The organism is Micromonospora sp. NBRC 107095, from assembly GCF_030269705.1.
GTDB classification, from domain to species: Bacteria; Actinomycetota; Actinomycetes; order Mycobacteriales; family Micromonosporaceae; genus Micromonospora; species Micromonospora parva.
Genome location: NZ_BSTU01000001.1, coordinates 1494563 through 1512260, shown reverse-complemented (window position 1 = coordinate 1512260; position 17698 = coordinate 1494563). Strand labels below are relative to the sequence as shown.

Annotated in this window: 17 protein-coding genes; 3 read left to right on the top strand and 14 right to left on the bottom strand. The window is 72.5% G+C overall.

All coding sequences use genetic code 11. The features are described 5' to 3' along the window. Position 1 precedes the first annotated feature (1 nt). The 3 genes from gatC to ligA all read right to left on the bottom strand — a co-directional run bounded on the left by gatC (position 2) and on the right by ligA (position 5300). Positions 2–307 carry an Asp-tRNA(Asn)/Glu-tRNA(Gln) amidotransferase subunit GatC gene (gene gatC, locus QSK15_RS07165; RefSeq protein WP_030337175.1) on the bottom strand — a complete coding sequence of 102 codons (306 nt, stop codon included), beginning with the start codon at positions 305–307 and terminating at the stop codon, positions 2–4. Positions 308–451: 144 nt separating this feature from the next. Beyond that, positions 452–3007, bottom strand: a complete 2556-nt coding sequence (locus QSK15_RS07160) for a putative bifunctional diguanylate cyclase/phosphodiesterase (protein ID WP_285793449.1) — start codon at positions 3005–3007, stop codon at positions 452–454. A 157-nt stretch (positions 3008–3164) separates the two neighbouring features. After that, complete coding sequence (gene ligA, locus QSK15_RS07155) at positions 3165–5300, bottom strand: NAD-dependent DNA ligase LigA (RefSeq protein WP_285793448.1); 2136 nt, start codon at positions 5298–5300, stop codon at positions 3165–3167. Between the two features lie 297 nt (positions 5301–5597). Here ligA and QSK15_RS07150 point away from each other — a divergent pair, with 297 nt between their 5' ends. After that, entirely contained in the window at positions 5598–6134 is a 537-nt protein-coding gene (locus QSK15_RS07150) for a type II toxin-antitoxin system PemK/MazF family toxin (protein WP_285793447.1), read from the top strand. A 197-nt stretch (positions 6135–6331) separates the two neighbouring features. Here the strand turns inward: QSK15_RS07150 and QSK15_RS07145 are convergent, their stop codons facing one another. The 7 genes from QSK15_RS07145 to QSK15_RS07115 all read right to left on the bottom strand — a co-directional run bounded on the left by QSK15_RS07145 (position 6332) and on the right by QSK15_RS07115 (position 12862). Continuing rightward, positions 6332–7342: an ADP-ribosylglycohydrolase family protein gene (locus QSK15_RS07145; protein WP_377622084.1), complete on the bottom strand. Its 1011-nt coding sequence runs from the start codon at positions 7340–7342 to the stop codon at positions 6332–6334. Positions 7343–7372: 30 nt separating this feature from the next. Further along, the gene (locus tag QSK15_RS07140) at positions 7373–7741 is read right to left on the bottom strand and encodes a VOC family protein (protein ID WP_285793445.1); all 369 of its coding nucleotides are present in this window, start codon (positions 7739–7741) and stop codon (positions 7373–7375) included. 36 nt (positions 7742–7777) lie between these two features. Further along, positions 7778–8782: a uroporphyrinogen decarboxylase/cobalamine-independent methonine synthase family protein gene (locus QSK15_RS07135; RefSeq protein ID WP_285793444.1), complete on the bottom strand. Its 1005-nt coding sequence runs from the start codon at positions 8780–8782 to the stop codon at positions 7778–7780. 37 nt (positions 8783–8819) lie between these two features. Beyond that, positions 8820–9893: a tRNA 2-thiouridine(34) synthase MnmA gene (gene mnmA, locus QSK15_RS07130; protein WP_285793443.1), complete on the bottom strand. Its 1074-nt coding sequence runs from the start codon at positions 9891–9893 to the stop codon at positions 8820–8822. A gap of 200 nt (positions 9894–10093) precedes the next feature. Further along, complete coding sequence (locus QSK15_RS07125; RefSeq protein WP_285793442.1) at positions 10094–11269, bottom strand: cysteine desulfurase family protein; 1176 nt, start codon at positions 11267–11269, stop codon at positions 10094–10096. 106 nt (positions 11270–11375) lie between these two features. After that, complete coding sequence (locus tag QSK15_RS07120; protein ID WP_285793441.1) at positions 11376–12035, bottom strand: class F sortase; 660 nt, start codon at positions 12033–12035, stop codon at positions 11376–11378. After that, the gene (locus tag QSK15_RS07115) at positions 12032–12862 is read right to left on the bottom strand and encodes a DUF4397 domain-containing protein (protein ID WP_285793440.1); all 831 of its coding nucleotides are present in this window, start codon (positions 12860–12862) and stop codon (positions 12032–12034) included. The genes QSK15_RS07120 and QSK15_RS07115 overlap by 4 nt, the downstream gene beginning before the upstream one ends. A gap of 230 nt (positions 12863–13092) precedes the next feature. On the opposite strand from QSK15_RS07115, the gene QSK15_RS07110 reads away from it, so the two are divergent. Both QSK15_RS07110 and QSK15_RS07105 read left to right on the top strand, forming a co-directional pair. Then, positions 13093–13695 carry an RNA polymerase sigma factor gene (locus tag QSK15_RS07110; protein ID WP_210865191.1) on the top strand — a complete coding sequence of 201 codons (603 nt, stop codon included), beginning with the start codon at positions 13093–13095 and terminating at the stop codon, positions 13693–13695. Further along, complete coding sequence (locus QSK15_RS07105; RefSeq protein WP_285793439.1) at positions 13649–14446, top strand: anti-sigma factor; 798 nt, start codon at positions 13649–13651, stop codon at positions 14444–14446. Before QSK15_RS07110 ends, QSK15_RS07105 begins: the two co-directional genes overlap by 47 nt. 95 nt (positions 14447–14541) lie before the next feature. Here the strand turns inward: QSK15_RS07105 and QSK15_RS07100 are convergent, their stop codons facing one another. The 4 genes from QSK15_RS07100 to QSK15_RS07085 all read right to left on the bottom strand — a co-directional run bounded on the left by QSK15_RS07100 (position 14542) and on the right by QSK15_RS07085 (position 17690). Beyond that, the gene (locus QSK15_RS07100) at positions 14542–15501 is read right to left on the bottom strand and encodes an electron transfer flavoprotein subunit alpha/FixB family protein (RefSeq protein WP_285793438.1); all 960 of its coding nucleotides are present in this window, start codon (positions 15499–15501) and stop codon (positions 14542–14544) included. A gap of 14 nt (positions 15502–15515) precedes the next feature. Further along, on the bottom strand, positions 15516–16295 hold the full coding sequence (locus QSK15_RS07095) for an electron transfer flavoprotein subunit beta/FixA family protein (RefSeq protein ID WP_285793437.1): 780 nt from the start codon (positions 16293–16295) through the stop codon (positions 15516–15518). Between the two features lie 187 nt (positions 16296–16482). Next, positions 16483–16896, bottom strand: coding sequence for a hypothetical protein (locus tag QSK15_RS07090; protein ID WP_285793436.1), 414 nt, complete (start codon positions 16894–16896; stop codon positions 16483–16485). Next, the gene (locus QSK15_RS07085) at positions 16893–17690 is read right to left on the bottom strand and encodes a GNAT family N-acetyltransferase (RefSeq protein WP_285793435.1); all 798 of its coding nucleotides are present in this window, start codon (positions 17688–17690) and stop codon (positions 16893–16895) included. Before QSK15_RS07085 ends, QSK15_RS07090 begins: the two co-directional genes overlap by 4 nt. Positions 17691–17698: the final 8 nt, after the last annotated feature.

Below are 17698 nucleotides of genomic sequence, written 5' to 3'. Positions count from 1 at the left end.
CTCATGAGGCCACGTCCTCGCTCAGGATCCGCGGTACGCGGAACCGCTGGTCCTCGGCGTCGGGCGCGCCCGACAGCGCTTCCTCCGGGGTCAGACACGGCGTGACGACGTCCTCGCGGAAGATGTTGGTCAGCGGCACCGAGTGCGAGGTCGGCGGGATGTCCGCGGCGGCGACCTCGCCGACCTGGGCGACCGCCTGGAGGATCACGTCGAGCTGGCCGGCGAACATGTCCAGCTCCTCCTCGGTGACGGCGAGCCGCGACAGGCGCGCCAGGTGCGCGACCTCCTCGCGGGAGATGGCGGCCATCCGTGCCCCCTTCTGAATTCCTGCTGGTCGGGCGGTGTGCCGGCCGCGCGACAGGTGGAGCGTGACACGCGGTGACCGGAGCGAGTCTATTGTTCCGCTCCGGTGCCGCGTCCCCGACTCCCCCTCCCCCGCCCTCGTGCCGGGTCAGCGGGTGGGGCGGCGGGCGACGTCGGGCTGCGGGTGCCCGCCGGTCGGGCGGACCGGCCGGTACCGGGCCAGCCAGGTGACCAACTCCTCGGCCGGCATCGGCCGGGCGTAGAACCAGCCCTGAGCGGCGTCGCAGCCGGCGGTGTGCAGCATCCGCCAGGTCCGCTCGTCCTCGACACCCTCGGCGACCACCCGCAACCCCAGCGCGCCGGCCAGCTCGATCATCGACCGGACGATCGCCGCGTCGTCGGCGTCGTCGGCCATGCCGAGGACGAACGACCGGTCCACCTTCACCTCGGACAGTGGTAGGCGGCGCAGATGCTGAAGCGAGGAGTAGCCGGTGCCGAAGTCGTCCAGCGAGATAGCCACCCCGATCCGGTGCAGCTGGGAGATGGTGGCCAGCACCCGGCGCGGGTCGGCCATCAACGCGCCCTCGGTGATCTCGACCTGCAACCGCTCGGCGGGCACCCCGTAGCGGGCCAGCCGGTCGGCGATCTGATCGGCGATCTCGCCGGTGTGCAGGTCGCGCACGCTCACGTTCAGCGCCGCGCGCAGGCCGATGCCGGCCGCCGACCACTTGGCGAGCTGCTCCACCACGTCGTCGACGACCCGACGGGTGAGCAGTCGCATCACGGCGCTCTGCTCGGCGACCCGGATGAGTTCCTCCGGGTCGACCATGCCCCGCCGGGGGTGTCGCCACCGCAGCAGGGCCTCGACGCCGACCACCTCACCTGTCGCGATGGCGATCTGCGGCTGGTAGTACATGGTGATTTCCCCGGCGTCGTCGGCCGGTTCGTCGTCAGCGTGCGCCCACCCGGTCGATTCGGTGGGCTGCCCCGGTGTACCCGGTCCGACGTCCCGGCGCGCCCCGCCACGTCCCCTGCCCACCACGCTCCCGTTCGGGGACCGGCGACCGTTCCCGCCGCCGGCGCGCCGCTCCCGGACCGAGCCCGAACGGGTGCCGTCGACGGTGGCCCGGGCGTTGCGGCCCCGGATCGGGTCGGCACCGGTGGCGATCTGGTTGATCAGCTCATCGGAGTGCAGCAGCTCGGCGTCGGTGCGTCGACGGCGTACCCACCACCGACCACCGTGCGGCGTCGCCGTGGCGACCGCCGGGTCCGCGGCCGACGCGGGCCGGGCCGGCGCTGCGCTGGGCAGCGCCGCCCCGTCACCGCCGCGCACCTCCGCCGTCGCGACAACTGGTACGTCGACAGCCGGCTCGGCGTTGACCGGCGCCTCGGCCGACGGGCCGACCTCCAGCACGCGGCGCAGGTCGGCGAGGAGGCCGAGTCGCTCGGCGGAGTTGTGGTCGGACTCCGGGGCGTACACGGCCACCGTGTCGTTGCGGTGTTTGGCGTCGTACATCGCCACGTCGGCGTGGCGCATCAGGGTGGCGAAGTCCTCGCCGTGCTCGGGGAAGAGGGCGATCCCGATCGATCCACCCACGTCCAACGGCAGTCCGTCGAGCGGCACCGGCTCGGCCAGCGCCTGGACGACCCGGTCGGCCAACTCCCGCGCCTGACCGACGTCGGTCAGCCCGGTCATCACGATGGCGAACTCGTCACCGCCGAGCCGGGCGATCATCTGCGGCCGGGGCTGCACGTCGGTGAGCCGGGCGCTGACCTCGACCAGCAGCCGGTCACCCACGGCGTGCCCGAGGGCGTCGTTGACGTTCTTGAAGCGGTCCAGGTCGAGCAGCAGCAGCGCCAACTGCCCGTCGGGTTCACCGCGGGCGGTCCGCTCGGCGTGCACGTGCACCTGCTCCGCCACCTCGGCGAGCAGGGCCTTGCGGTTGGGCAGCCCGGTCAGCGGGTCGGCGGCGGCGAGATGCTGCTGTTCGTTCGTCAGCCGCGCCATCCGGTAGACGGCGAAGAGCGGCACCAGCACCAGCGGAATCAGCGCGGCACTGACCCGCGCCGCGGCGACCAGCACCGGGGCGAGCAGCAGCAGTGAGCCGGTGGAGAGCAACTCGAAGCCGAGGCCCTGACGGACGGTGGGCCACCAGCGATCGCCGAAACGCAGCCGCACCGCCCAGCTGACCAACCCGTAGTTGACGACGAACCAGGCCAGCGCGGCGCCGCCGACAACGGCCACGTCGGTCCAGTGCAACCGCCCGCCGGAGAAGATCGTGCCCGACCCGAGTTGGATCACCCCGTACGCGGCGGCGAGGGCACACGCGTACTGGCCGACGTTGAACGCCGTACGCCACGCGGCGTGCCGCATCCGCCAGCCCGAGACGACCACCCCCACCGCCTGCACCACCACCGCCGGGCCGAGACCCCAGCCGAGCAGGATCGCGAAGGTGAAGCAGGTGGACGGGAACACCGCCGAGGTCTGCCGGCGCCCCGGTGGCACGAACGGGCGCGCGTCGCAGACCACGGCGAGCGCGGCCATCGTCCAGAACGCCACCGGCAGCCGGGGCAGGTCGTCGGGGAGCGTCGCGAGTGGAACGGCGGCGGTCAGCGCGGCGACCGCCAGGATGCTGGCGACGAAGGCGGCGAACGGTGCGACCCGTCCCGCAGGTAGCGAGTTGCGTGGGTCGGCGACCTCCACCACACCTCCCGACCGACCAGGGGCGTGCCGGTGCGCACGCCGTGACCCAATGAAACGCCCTCGGCCCCCAGTTTCCCGGTATGACAGTCACGAATCGGTCGTAGTCGTAATTAAGTTGGTATACGCGGCCAGTCCCCGTGGCCAGCCGTCGGCGGGGTCAACCGCCCAGCTGGGCGACGTCCCGCGCGGCGTCCGGGCCCGCGTCCAGCAGGAGCCGGAACCCGTCCTCGTCGAGCACCGGCACCTTGAGGCTGGCGGCCTTGTCGGCCTTCGAGCCGGGGTTGTCCCCCACCACCACGAAGCTCGTCTTCTTCGAGACGGACCCGCTGACCTTGCCACCCCGGCTCTGCACGGCCTCGGCGGCCTGATCGCGCGAGAACCCGGCGAGGGTGCCGGTCACCACCACCGTCAACCCCTCCAGCGGGCGCGGCCCCTCGTCGACCGCCTCCTCGGCCATCCGTACGCCCGCCTCGGCCCACTTGCGGACCACCTCGCGGTGCCAGTCCACCGCGAACCACTCCCGGATGCTGGCCGCGATGGTCGGACCGACCCCGTCGACCGAGGACAGCTCCTCCTCCGAGGCCGCGTCGATGGCATCCATGGAACGGAAGTGCCGGGCGAGCGCCTGGGCCGCCGTCGGGCCGACGTGCCGGATGGAGAGCGCCACCAGCACCCGCCAGAGGTCCCGTTCCCGGGCAACCGCGAGATTGTCCAACAACTTGGTGGCGTTGCTGCCCAGGCTGCCGTCCTTGTTGACGAAGAACGGCGACCGGGACAGCTGCTCGGCGTCGAGCTGGAACAGGTCGCCCTCGTCGCTGATGATCTCCGCGTCGAGGAGGGCTGCCGCACCCTTGTAGCCGAGCACCTCGATGTCGAACGCGCCCCGGCCGGCGAGGTGGAACACCCGCTCCCGCAACTGCGCCGGGCAACTGCGGGTGTTGGGGCAGCGGATGTCGACGTCGCCCTCCTTCGACGGCGCGAGCGGGGTGCCGCAGGCGGGGCAACTGGTCGGCATGACGAACGGCCGGGCGTCGGCGGGCCGCAGGTCGACCACCGGGCCGAGCACCTCGGGAATTACGTCGCCGGCCTTGCGCAGCACCACCGTGTCGCCGATCAGCACGCCCTTGCGCTCCACCTCACGGGCGTTGTGCAGGGTGGCGAGCGCCACTGTGGAACCGGCCACGCGCACCGGCTCGAGCACGGCGAACGGAGTGACCCGGCCGGTGCGCCCCACGTTCACGTCGATGTCGAGCAGCTTGGTGGTGACCTCCTCCGGCGGGTACTTGAAGGCGATCGCCCACCGTGGCGCGCGACTGGTCGAGCCGAGCCGGCCCTGGATGGAGACCGGGTCGACCTTGACCACCACTCCGTCGATCTCGTGCTCGACGTCGTGCCGGTGCTCGGCGTAGTAGGCGATGAACTCGACCACGCCGGCCAGGTCCGGGACGACCCGCCACCGGTCGCTGGTGGGCAACCCCCACGACTTGAGAGCCGCGTACGACTCGGACTGCGCCGTGGGCTGGAATCCCCGGCGGGCGCCGATGCCGTGCACCACCAGGCGCAGTGGCCGGGTGGCGGTGACCCGTGGATCCTTCTGCCGGAGGCTGCCGGCCGCGGCGTTGCGCGGGTTGGCGAAGGGTGCCTTGCCCTGCTCCACCAGGCCCGCGTTGAGATCGGCGAACGCGGCGATCGGGAAGTAGATCTCGCCCCGGACCTCCACCAGCTCGGGAACGTCAGGGAACTCGGCGGACGGGGTGAGCTGGCTGGGCACGTCCCGGATGCTGCGCACGTTGGCGGTGACGTCCTCACCGGTGCGCCCGTCGCCGCGGGTGGCGGCCCGGACCAGTCGACCCTTCTCGTAGGTCAGGTTGATCGCCAACCCGTCGACCTTCAGCTCGCACAGGTAGGGCACTGGGCCGCCCGCGTCCCGTTCGACCCGCTCGGCCCAGGCCGCCAACTCCTCGTCGGCGAAGGCGTTGTCGAGCGACAGCATCCGTTCGGCGTGGGTGACCGGGGTGAAGTCGGTGGAGAACGTGCCGCCCACCCGTTGGGTCGGCGAGTCGGGCGTCCGCAGCGCCGGGAACTGGGCCTCCAGCGCCTCCAGCTCGCGCAACTGCCTGTCGAAGTCGGCGTCGGGGATGGTCGGCGCGTCCAGGACGTAGTAGCGGTACTGGTGCTCGGTCAACTCCTGGCTGAGGGCGGCATGCCGCTCCCGGGCCTGCGGCGTCGGCTCGGCCCCGGCCGCCGCCTCCTGCGCCGGGCTGACCTGCTGACCGATCTGCTCCTCGGACACACCGCCACCTTCGGACACGCCTGCGACCTCCCTGATCACGCTACTCCGGCACCGTATCGGGCCGGTGGGACAATCCGACGCCCGCCCGCGCCGGGAGCGACGTCGCCCTCAGCCGGGATGCCCGGTGGGTGTCGACGAGCCGCCCCGACCGCCCACCACCAGATGATCAGGTGAGGCCCCGGGCTTCGGCTCGGGGTGATCGGGCAGCCGCGGTGTGGTTGGCGGGCGGCACGGGCCACGGCGTGCAAGGATCGCCGGACGGTGCGACCGGCGGGTCGCCGGGAGGCGGAGGTACGGATGCCCGAGGCACTGCTCTGGGCGGTGGCGATCCTGCTGGCGGTGGCCGCCGGCTGGGCGTGGAACAGTTGGCGGCACCGGGTGGCCAACCGACGTCCGGGCACCCGGCCGGGTCGGGCCAGCACCGGCGGGCGTCGTCCCAGCCCGCCACGCCCCCGGGGCGGCGAGCGCCCGTCCACCCCGTCCCGCCGCCGCGACGCCGACCGGCACGACGACACCCCCGCGCCCGGTGAGATCTGGTGGGCCGACGTGCCGTACGCCGACGGCAGCGGGTCGAAGGTACGCCCGTGCCTGGTGCTGCGCGCGGACTCCAAGGGCGCCGACGTCCTGAAGATCACCAGCCAGGACAAGAGCGACCGGGACGACCACGTCCGGATTCCCACCCGGGACTGGGACCCCGGCGCGGAGCACGACAGTTACCTCAGCCTCACCGAGCCGATCCGACTCAACCCGGCCGCCTTCGCCGACCACGCCGGCCGCTGCGACGCGAACCTGTGGCGAAAGGTGCGCAGCCTGCGACACCTCCCCACCACCTGACGATCCCTCGGCCACCCCCCGTTCCCGACCACCCGCCCACCCGGCTGGCCAGCGTGATCGACTCGGGTTCCTGAAAGTCGCGGTATGCCGAGGTCCCGAACACCCCGGTTTTCAGAACCCCGAGTTGATCAAGCCCGGCGGGCGCCACCGCACGTCCGGCGGGCGCGCCACCCCACGCCCGACGGGCCGCGCCGAGGTCAGTCCCAGGCCGCACCCAGGGCGGCGAGCTGGTCCGCGTACTCGATGCGGTCGGCCCACTCGCGCGGCCAGGCGGTCATGCCGACGGCCGCGCCCACGAAGGCGCCGGCGAGGGCGGCGATCGAGTCGGAGTCCCCGGCGGTGGTCGCCCCCCGCGCCAGCGCCGAAACCGGATCGTCGGCGTGCCGTACGGCGCAGAGCAGCGCGGTGGCCAGCGCCTCCTCGGCCACCCAGCCCTCGCCGGTGGCCCGACACGGGTCAGCGCCGTCGTCCGGCTGGGCCAGGGCGGCGGTCAGTCGGCGCAGCACCGCCAGGCACTCGTCCCAGCCCTGGGCGATGAACTCCTCAGGAGCTGCGGAACCGGCGCGTTGCCAGAGGTCTCCCAGCCACCGCTCCCGGTAGACCAGGCGCTGCGACAACGCCCGCTCGGTGAGCACCCCGGGAAGGTCGGCCAGCCCGACGCCGGTACGCAGCGCGAAGACCGCGTACGCGGTGAGTTCGCTGGCGGCCAGCCCGGTCGGGTGGCCGTGGGTCAGCCCGGCCTGCAACTGGGCCAACCCGGCGAGCGTGTCGAGGTCCGTGTCGAGCAATCCGACCGGGGTGACCCGCATGTTGGCCCCGCAGCCCTTCGAACCGACCACAGTCGCCTCCTGCCAGCGCGTCCCACGGCCCAGTTCGGCGCAGGCGCGCAGGCAGGTAATGCCCGGGGCACGGTTGTTGTCCGGGCTGACCGACCAGGCCAGGAAGCGTTGTCGCAGCAGCGGCTCCACCGCCTCCGGAGTCAACGACGGCGTCTCGTGCAGCGCCCAGCCCACGGCAAGCGCCATCTGGGTGTCGTCGGTGACCGGCGCGGGCTCGCCGGACAGCTCACGCGGGCCGGCCGGGCCGTACCGGCGCTCGATCTCGGCGACGGTCAGGAACTCGGTCGGCTTGCCCAACGCGTCACCGTAGGCGAGGCCGAAGAGGGAGCCGGAGGCGCGCAGCGCGGAGGTGTGGATCACGGCGGCCATCATGCCCGGCCGCCGCAACCCACTGCGGGCTCAATCCCAGCAGAGGCAGAACGGGTGGCCGACCGGGTCGGCGTAGACCCGGAACCCCTCGCCCTCACCCGGCAGCCGCCGGGCCCCGAGCGCCAGCGCCGCCTTCTCGGCGGCCTCGATGTCGTCCACCGTCACGTCGAGGTGGAACTGCTGTGGGCGCTCCGGGTCCGGCCAGGACGGCGGCCGCAGGTTGAGTGCCTGTTGAAAGGCCAGACGCGGCTGGTGACCGGGGGGCCCACCGAGCACCACCCACTCGTCACCGTCGGACTCACCCTCGGCGAGCGGTATGCCGAGCAGCTCGGAGTAGAACGTCGCCAACGCCCGCGGATCCGGGCAGTCGAGCACCACTGAACGCAGCTGTCCAATCATGACCGTCATCCTGCCCACCCGGTACGACAGGAAACCTCAGGCTTCGGCGAAGCGCCGGCCGGCGTCCCGGCACGTGGCGAGCACGGCCCGGGCGTACTGCGGGGTCGCGCCGGCGAGGCCGCAGGCCGGGGTGACCACCACCTGCTCGGCGAGTTGCCGACGGGGGAAACCGAGGCGGTCCCAGAGTTGGCGTACCCGGTCGGCGATCTGGGCGGAGGTCGGCGCGCCACCGATCGACGGCGGCCGGGTCGGCGCGGCCCCGGCCAACAACCCGAGGCCGGCGTCGATCGCCTCGCCCAGCGGGTCGAGGTCGGTGACGAGGTCCAGGTCCAGGGCGACCGCGACGGCGCCGCTGGAGCGGATCAGCTCCAGCGGCACGTCCGGGGCGCAGCAGTGCACCAGTGTCGGCACGCCGACCGCGTCGACGACCGTGCGCAGCAGGGCGGCGGCGTCCACCGACTCGACCGCCCGGTACGCGCCCAACCCACTCTCGGTCGGCACCCGCCCGGCCAGCACGGTCGGCAGTGACGGTTCGTCCAGTTGCAGCAGCACCGACGCCTGGGGCAGCCGGCGGGCGACCGCCTCGACGTGCGCTCGCAGCCCCTCGGCGAGGGAGCCGGTGAGGTCGCGGACCGCGCCGGGATCGCGCAACAGACGGCCGCCGATCGGCAGTTCCAGGGAGGCGGCCAGCGTGAGTGGACCGGCGGCCTGCACCTTGATCGGCCCGGCGTACCCCTCGGCCTGCTCGGCGAGCTGGTCCAGGTCACGTTCCATCAGGTCACGGGCTCGGCGCAGGTCGCGGCCGGGGCGTGGGGCGACCCGCCACCGCCCCGCGTACACCTCGACGGGGAATTCGACGAGCAGCCCGGCGGACCGGCCGATCATGTCCGCGCCGGGACCACGGGCCGGCAACTCGGGCAGGTGGGGCATCTCGGGCAGCTCACCGAGGACCACCCGCTGAGCCTCGCCGATGTCGGTGCCGGGCAGCGAACCAATTCCGGTTGCCGCGCCGGCCGGCCAGGGCCACGCCTGATCTGTCACGAGCGAAGGCTATCCCGCGGGCACCCGGGCGGTGCGGTCAGCCGGCGATGGTCGCGGAGCCGAGGACCACGTCGCCGGCCGGGTCCGGCCGGTACGCCACCACGGCCTGGCCGGCGGCGACGCCGCGTACCGGTCGGCGCAGCTCGGCGTGCAGCCGGTCACCGTCGAGGACGACGGTCGCCGGCACCACGTCGCCGTGCGCGCGCAACTGCACCTCGCACTCGACCGGAGCGTCCGGACGTGCGCCGCCGGTCCAGACCGGACGGACCGCATGCACGTCGGACACCTCCAGCGCCTCGGCCGGCCCGACCGTCACCGTGTTGGTCTTCGGGGTGATGGAGAGCACGTAGCGCGGTCGGCCGTCCGGGGCGGGCCGGTCCAGGTGCAGCCCGCGACGCTGCCCCACCGTGTACGCGTACGCGCCGCTGTGGCTGCCGACGACCGCGCCGGTGGTGGCGTCCACCACGTCGCCGGGCGCCTCACCGAGGCGACCGGCCAGGAAACCGCGGGTGTCCCCGTCGGCGATGAAGCAGATGTCGTGCGAGTCCGGCTTGTCGGCCACCGCCAGGCCACGCTCGGCGGCCTCCGCGCGGACCTGCGCCTTGGTCGAGTCACCGAGCGGGAAGATCGACCGGTCGAGCTGCTCGCGGGTGAGCACGGCGAGCACGTACGACTGGTCCTTGGCCAGGTCGACGCTGCGTCGCAGCAGCCCGTCCGCGCCGAGGCGGGCGTGGTGCCCGGTCACCACCGCGTCGAAGCCCAGGGCCACCGCCCGGTCCAGCACCGCCGCGAACTTGATCTTTTCGTTGCAGCGCAGGCAGGGGTTCGGGGTACGACCGGCGGCGTACTCGGCGACGAAGTCGTCGACCACGTCCTCGTGGAAGCGGTCGGCCATGTCCCAGACATAGAACGGGATACCGATCACGTCGGCTGCCCGTCGGGCGTCGCGGGAGTCCTCCAGGGTGCAGCAGCCGCGCGCCCCGGTCCGATAGGTCTGCGGATTACGGGCCAGCGCCAGGTGCACGCCGGTCACGTCGTGCCCGGCCGCCACCGCCCGCGCCGCCGCCACGGCCGAGTCAACCCCACCCGACATCGCCGCCAGAACCCTCACCGACGCACTCCCTTCCCCACCGCCAGCCTACCCACCAGCCCCGCAACCCCCCGAACCCGTTCCACGCCCACCCCACCCCACCCCCGCCTCGCCCTCGCCCTCGCGATCTTGCACTTTCTGTCGCGACAAAGCGGGGCTAGCCCGACAAATCGACAACCGAAAGTGCAAGATCGCGGGGGCAGGGCGGGGGCGGGCGGGGGTTAGCGGGGGGTGCGGAGGGCGGCGGCTCGGCGGGCCCGGTCGACCGCCGCCGGGAGGGCCGCGATGAGGGCGTCGACGTCGGCCTGGGTGCTCGTGTGGCCCAGGCTGAAGCGCAGCGAGGAGCGGGCGCGGTCGTCGTCGGCACCCATCGCGAGCAGCACGTGCGAGGGCTGGGCCACCCCGGCGGAGCAGGCCGACCCCGTCGAGCAGGCGATGCCCTGCGCGTCGAGCAGCAGCAGCAGGGCGTCGCCCTCACAGCCCGGGAAGGAGAAGTGCGCGTTGCCGGGCAGCCGGTCGGCCGGATCGCCGTTGTAGATCACCTCGGGCACCGCCCGGCGGACCCGTTCGATCAGGTCGTCGCGGAGCGCGGCCACCCGGGCCGCGTACTCCTGCTGGCCCTTCACCGCCGCCTCCACGGCGACGGCGAAGGCGACGATGCCGGCCGTGTCCAGCGTGCCGGAACGGATGTCGCGCTCCTGACCGCCACCGTGCAGCAGCGGCGTCGCCGGTACGTCCCGGGCGAGCAGGAGAGCACCCACGCCGGTCGGGCCGCCCAGCTTGTGGCCGGTGACGGTCAGCGCGGCGACCCCGCTGGCGGCGAAGTCGACGGGCACCTGACCGACCGCCTGGATGGCGTCGGTGTGGAACGGCACACCGTACTCGGCGGCCACGGCGGCCAGCTCGGTCACCGGCTGGACCGTGCCCACCTCGTTGTTCGCCCACATGGCGGTGACCACGGCGACGCGGTCGGCGTACGCGGCCAGCTCGGCGCGCAGGGTCTCCGGGTGCAGTCGCCCGGCGTCGTCCACCGGCAGCAGGCCGACCTCGGCGCCCTCGTGCGCGACGATCCAGTCGACCGCGTCCAGCACGGCGTGGTGCTCGACGGCGCTGGAGACCACCCGGCGACGGTCCGGGGAGGCGTCCCGGCGGGCCCAGAAGATGCCCTTGACCGCCAGGTTGTCGCTCTCCGTCCCGCCACCCGTGAAGATCACTTCGGATGGCCGGGCACCGAGAACGGCGGCGACCCGCTCGCGGGACTCCTCGACCCGGCGGCGGGCACGGCGACCCGCCGCGTGCAGGGAGGACGCGTTGCCGACCTCGCGGGCGGTGGCGACGTACGCCTCCAGTGCCTCGTCGAGCATCGGAGTCGTCGCCGCGTGATCCAGGTAAGCCATCACCGTTCAGCCTACGGCCGTGTGGTCGGGACGCGGAGGCCGGAGGGGCCTCCCGCGCAACGGCCGGGGTGGGATCCCCACCCCGGCCGTTCGCCTGCGTACCCGCTCAGGCGGGCACCGCGGTGACGACGATGTTGTCGCGGTACTTGCGGGCCTTGGCGTCGAACGGCCCACCGCAGGTGATCAGGGTCAGCCGCGGCTTGCCGTCCCGGGCGAAGTAGCGGTCCAACGGAATCTTGGTCTTGTCGTACTCCTCCCGGGCCACGACCCGGTACTCGCGAGCCCTGCCGTCGCTGCCGGTCGCGGTCAGGGTGTCGCCCTGGTCGAGCTCCCGCAGCCGGAAGAACGCGCCCTTGCCCTGCTGGGCGCTGTCCACGTGACCGGCGATGACGATCGAGCCGGCGTCCGCCTCCAGGCCGGGGCCGTACCGGTACCAGCCGATCTCGTCGACGCTCGGCGGCACCTCGAACTCGTTGGTCCGCTTGTTGATGCCCACCGCGTTGATCGTGGCGGTGACGTCGATAGCCGGGATCGCCAGCCGGACCGGCTCGACGGTCTCCGCCCCGGCCGGCAGCTCCCCGGTGGTCACCGGGACCGCGGGGCCCTCGGTGCCGGCGGCCGACGGGGTGGCGGTGGCGAGCTGGGCCGCCTCGTCGGCGCCCACGTCCTCGGCCGGCTGGGAGCCGCACGCCACCAGGGTGGCGACGGTGAGCGCGGCAACGCCGGCGGCCAGGGCCGCCAGCGCGCCGCGGTTGCGCACCGTCACTTGCGGCCGGTCCGCGCGGTGGCCATCCGCACCCCACCACCGAGCAGCAGGAGTACGCCGGCACCGGTCAGCGCGTACCACCAGGTGTTCACGCCGGTGCGGGCCTGGCCGCCGTCACCGCTGGGCACGCCGCCCGGGGAGGAGTGCAGACCGGTGATGGTCTGCGCCACCACGTCGAGGGTCTTGCCCTCGGCGGAGCCGATTGCGTAGACGATCGTGGCGGTGCCCTCCTTGAGGTTGAGGTCCGCCGGACCGATGGCCACGGTGTCGGTGCCGGCCAGCACCACGTCCGCCTTCACGTTGCCCGCGTCGACGTCGCCCTTGGCCTCGTTCGGGTTGGTGAGGTCCTCGAAGACCGGGGTGCCACCGGCGCGGACGTCGACCGCCGGGGCGGCGGCGGTGTGCCGGACGATCAGCCGGGCCTTGCCGGCGTCGACCTTCGAGACGTCGTTCACGAACGGGGTGATCTTCGGCTGGCCGGCGGCGTCGAGGTGCGCGGCGATGCTGATGTTCGCCCCGCCCGGCACCGCGGCGTTGTCGACCTTGAGGATCGCGCTGCCGATCGGCTCGCCCGGCTTGGTGAGGGCGATGTCGTAGTCGCCCTCCTCCAGGTTCAGCGGGCCGGCGACATCGCCGGGCTTGAAGTTGTCGAGCGTCTTCTCGCCGTTGACGTAGACGTCGACGGGGGTGTCCGGGATGCCGTGCACGACGGAGACCTTCGACGTGGCGGCGTACGCGGGGGTGGCGGTGAACGCGCCGACGCCGGCGAAGGCCAGCGCGGCGACGGCGCCGCCCGCGGCGACCCGACGGAAGTACGAGAGCTGCATGTCTGCCTCCTGGTGATTACTGCTGATTCGTCAGGCCTGGCTTGCAGAACGGGTTACGCCGGCTCCGCAGCGGACGGATGCGCCCCGGACGAACTTTTCTTTTCCGGCGTCACCCGCATCCGTTTCCGGGTCGGCGGACGAAGAGCAGGTGAGATGACATCGACCGGGAAAGTGGGGCGGGGGCTGTGGCAGCTACAGTCGGGTATGCCCCATCGAAGGCGAGCGGCCTGATGACGGCGCCCCCCGAGAATCCAGACCCCCCGGTGGACGACACCGCCCTCCGGTTCCGTGCTGGCGACGAAGCGGCGCTGCGCGAGGCCTACGACCGTTATGGCCGTGCCGTGCTGCACCTGGCCACCACCATGCTGGCCAACCGCGCCGACGCCGAGGACGTGACCCAGGCGACATTCGTCGCCGCCTGGCTGGGAAGGGACACCTTCGATCCCGCCAAGGGGTCGCTGATCGGCTGGCTGCTCGGCATCGGCCGGCGCAAGGTGATCGACCGGATGCGGGCCTCGGCCCGGGAGACGCGGGTCGTGGAGACGGTCCGGCAGCTGCCCGAGCCGGCGCAGACCGGCCCGGACCCGGACCGGGTGGTGGACCGGCTGGTCATCGCCGACGAGCTGGCCCAACTTCCGGACGACCAACGACGCATGCTGGAGTTGGCGTTCTACGACGACCTGACACACCAGCAGATAGCGGCGATGACAGGTGTGCCGTTGGGCACCGTGAAGAGTCACATCCGACGCGGTATGGCGAGCTTGAAACGCAGATGGGAGGTGGACGGTGCAGCACCTGGACCACGACCGGCTGGTCTTTCTGGCGCTCGGTGAGAGCGAGGCGGACAACGGCGAGAGCACCCACCTCGGCAGCTGCGCGCACTGCCGGCGGGAGATGGAGACGCTTCAGCAGGTGGCCGGCCTCGGCGCGGAGACGCAGGGTCTCGGCGACCTGCCCGACCCGCCGGAGCACATCTGGCAGGGCATCGCCGCGGAGGTCAGAGCGGCGGAGGCTTTGCCGTCGCTCACCGACTCCCGGCGGCAGCACGTGCTGCCCGAGCAGCCGAACGGCACGACGGCCGAGCCGACCACCGCCACTGTCGCCCGCCTGGATCCGACCGACCGGCCCCGCAGGGGCCGAGGCTGGTCCCGTTGGGCGTCGGTCGCGGTGACCGCGGTCGCCGCCGCGGCGGTCGGGGTGGTGGGCACGGCCTCCGTGCTACGCCCGGACGACCCGGCTCCGACCCCGCCGCAGGCGGTGGTCGCGAGCGCGCCGCTGGCGGCGTACGGGGCGACGCCTGCGGCGGCCACCGGTGACGCGCGCGTTCTCCAGGACGGCCAACTGCATCTGCATGTGGCGAATCTCCCGAGCGTGCCGGGGTACTACGAGGTCTGGCTCATCAATCCGACGACGATGGAGATGTTCTCGGTCGGCACCCTGGGGGGCGGCTCGGATGCCCTGCTTCCCCTGCCGCCGAATGTCGACCTCAAGAGTTACCCGGTGGTCGACGTCTCCGCCGAGCAGTACGACAACAACACCCGCCACTCCGGCGACAGCCTGTTGAGGGGCACCCTGACGGGCTGATCGGCGGGCCGGCTCAGCTCCCCGGCCCGCCGATCAGCTCCCCACACGGCAGTGGCCGCCCGTTCGCACGGGCGGCCACTGCTGTTGTCGCTGGGTTACTTGCGCTTGCGGATCTCCTCCGCGGCCTGCGGGACGATCTTGAACAGGTCGCCCACCACACCAAAGTCGGCCAGCTCGAAGATCGGCGCCTCGCCGTCCTTGTTGACAGCGACGATGGTCTTCGAGGTCTGCATCCCGGCCCGGTGCTGGATGGCGCCGGAGATGCCGAGGGCGATGTAGAGCTGCGGGGAGACCGTCTTGCCGGTCTGGCCCACCTGGAACTGGTGCGGGTAGAAGCCGGAGTCGACGGCGGCCCGGGACGCGCCGACCGCGCCACCGAGCAGGTCGGCCAGCTCCTCGACCAGCTTGAAGTTGTCGGCGTTGCCGACGCCCCGGCCGCCGGAGACGACCACACCGGCCTCGGTCAGCTCGGGGCGGGAGCCCTTCTGCTCGGCGACCCGCTCGACGACGGTGGCCAGCTTGTCGGTGTCGGTGACCGACACGCTGAGCTGCTCGATCGCCGGGCTGGCCGCCGCCGGGGCGGGGGTGACCGAGTTCGGCCGGACGGTGACCAGCGGCAGGCCCTTGGTGACCTTGGACTTGACGATGGTGGAGCCGGCGAAGGCGACCTGCGTCGCGGTGCCGTCGGCGTCCAGACCGACCACGTCGGTCAGGATGCCGTTGTCGAGCTTGACGGCGAGCCGGGCGGCGATCTCCTTGCCCTCCTGGGCGGAGGCCAGCAGCACGGCGGCCGGTTGCACCCGCTTGACCAGCTCGGCCAGCACCGTCGCCTTGGGGGCCACCAGGTAGCCGTCGATCTCGTCACCCTCGGCGGCGTAGATCTTCTCCGCGCCGTACTCGCCCAGCTTGCCGCTCAGCGCCTCGGCGGCGCCGGCGCCGCCGAGCACCACGGCGCTCGGGGTGCCCAGCTCACGCGCGAGGGTGAGCATTTCCAGGGTGACCTTCTTGACGCCGAATTCCTTGGTGGCTTCGACGACGACGAGAACCTCAGACATGTCAGATCCCCCTCTCACACGAACTTCTCGGTGGCGAGGAACTCGACCAGCTTGACGCCGCCCTCACCCTCGTCAGTGATCTTGACGCCGCCGGAGCGCGGCGGGCGCTTGGTGTGCTCCACGACGGCGCTGGTGGCACCATCGAAGCCCACCTCGTTGGCGGCGACGCCCAGGTCGCCCAGCGAGAGCGTCTGCACCGGCTTCTTCTTGGCGGCCATGATGCCCTTGAAGGAGGGGTAGCGCGGCTCGTTGATGGTGTCCCAGACGGAGACCACGGCCGGGGTGGAGGCGGTGACGACCTCGTAGCCCTCCTCGGTCTGCCGCTCGACGGTCAACGTGGCGCCGTCGACGGTGAGCTTGCGGGCACCGGTGAGCGCCGCGACGCCCAGCCGCTCGGCGATCATGTGCGGCATGACCTGGACCCGGCCGTCGGTGGACTCGGCGCCGCAGATGACCAGGTCGGCGTTCAGCTGACCGAGTGCGGCGGCGAGCACCTTCGAGGTGGCGACGGCGCAGGAGCCGTGCAGGGCGTCGTCCAGCACGTGCACGGCCTTGTCCGGGCCCATGGAGAGCGCCTTGCGGATCGACTCGGTCGCCCGGTCCGGACCCATGGTCAGGATGGTGACCTCGCCGCCGTGCGCCTCCTTGATCTTCAGCGCCTCCTCGATGGCGTACTCGTCCATCTCGTTGATCACGTTGTTCGCCGAACCGCGGTCGACGGTGTTGTCGTCATTGCGCAGGTTGCGGTCCGCGCCCGAATCAGGCACCTGCTTGACGAGTACGACGATGTTCATCGCGCTTCGACGACCCTCCTGTGTGGTGTTGCGATTCGCTCGCCCGGTCTGGGGCGCAGCGTCGCGCGTCGGTCGACACCAGGTCAACCGAGGGCGGCTGTGCAGTTGCCCACGGCGCAATGTTACCTGCCAGTAGGTTGCGCCCCCGCAGCACTCAGGGTGACACAGCTCACCGACCGGTCGGCGATCAGGCTGGCTCGGTCAACGCGGCCCGGATCTGGTCGATGGCCGCCGCCTCGGTGGGCGCCACCCCGTCGTGCGCCCGGGCCACCCGGTCCGCCGCCGCCAGCACCAGCGCGCGGTACGCGTCCACGTCCTGCGGGGACTTGTCGCGCAGGATCCGCACCGCCCGCCCCAACGCCGGCAGCACCACCGACTCGACTTCCAGCTGCGAGTCCCGAGGAAGTCGCGGCAACGGGCCGGTGGTCAGCGCCTCCTTGACCGCGCCACTGGCGTCGGCCAGCGCGCCGGACGCGGCGATGCTCTCCCGGATCACCCCCAGGACACCGGGATCGGCGTTGGAGACCAGGAAGACCGCGCCGAAGGCACCGGTCTTGAGGGTCAGCCGCTCCTCGTCCGTCAACCGCTGCTCCATGATCACGGAGTGTAGACGTACGGGGTGGTGGTGGTGACCGGGACGAGGCCGAGCCGCTGGAGGATCGGACGGCTGTCCTCGGAACAGTCGACCTGCATCAGCGTCCGGCCCCGCTGCTCGGCCAGCCGCGCCCGGTAGTTGACCAGCGCCCGGTAGATGCCCTTGCGCCGCCACTGTGGGAGGGTCGAGCCACCCCACAGCGTGGCGAAGCCGGTGTTCGCCGGGAACCGCACCCAGCCGGCGCTCACCACGGTCCCGTCCGCCTCGGCCACCACCACGGTGATCGAGTTCGGGTCGGCGTCGATCTCCTTGGCCAACCCCCACACCAGGTGCGAGCGGTCCGCCTGCCAGACCTCCTCCTCCATGGCGGCGATCCGCTCCAGGTCCTCCCGGGCGGTCACCTCACGCAGGCGTACCCCCTCGGGAACGACCGGCAGCGCGGCGGCCAGCGGCGCGACCGGACCGACCACGACGGTCTCCCGGTCCTCCGGCACGAAGCCTGCGGCGCGCAGGCGCTCGGGCAGGTCCGCCGGTTCGTCGTGCTCGTTGAGTTTCCACTCGACCGACTGGCCGCGCTCACGGAACAGCCGCACCTGCCGGGAGATCAGCTCGTCCAACGCGTCGCCGGTCAACCCGCCCAGGTCGCGGTAGGTGAGGAAGCCACCGGCGTCGAGACCGATGATCCGGACCAACGGCCCGTCCCGCTCCACCGTCACCCCGGCCGGAACCGGGTCGGGGATCTCCGGGCGGAGTTGGTTGTCGTAGGCGTCGCGCAGGGTCTGTACGTCGAGATCAGTCACCGGCCCAG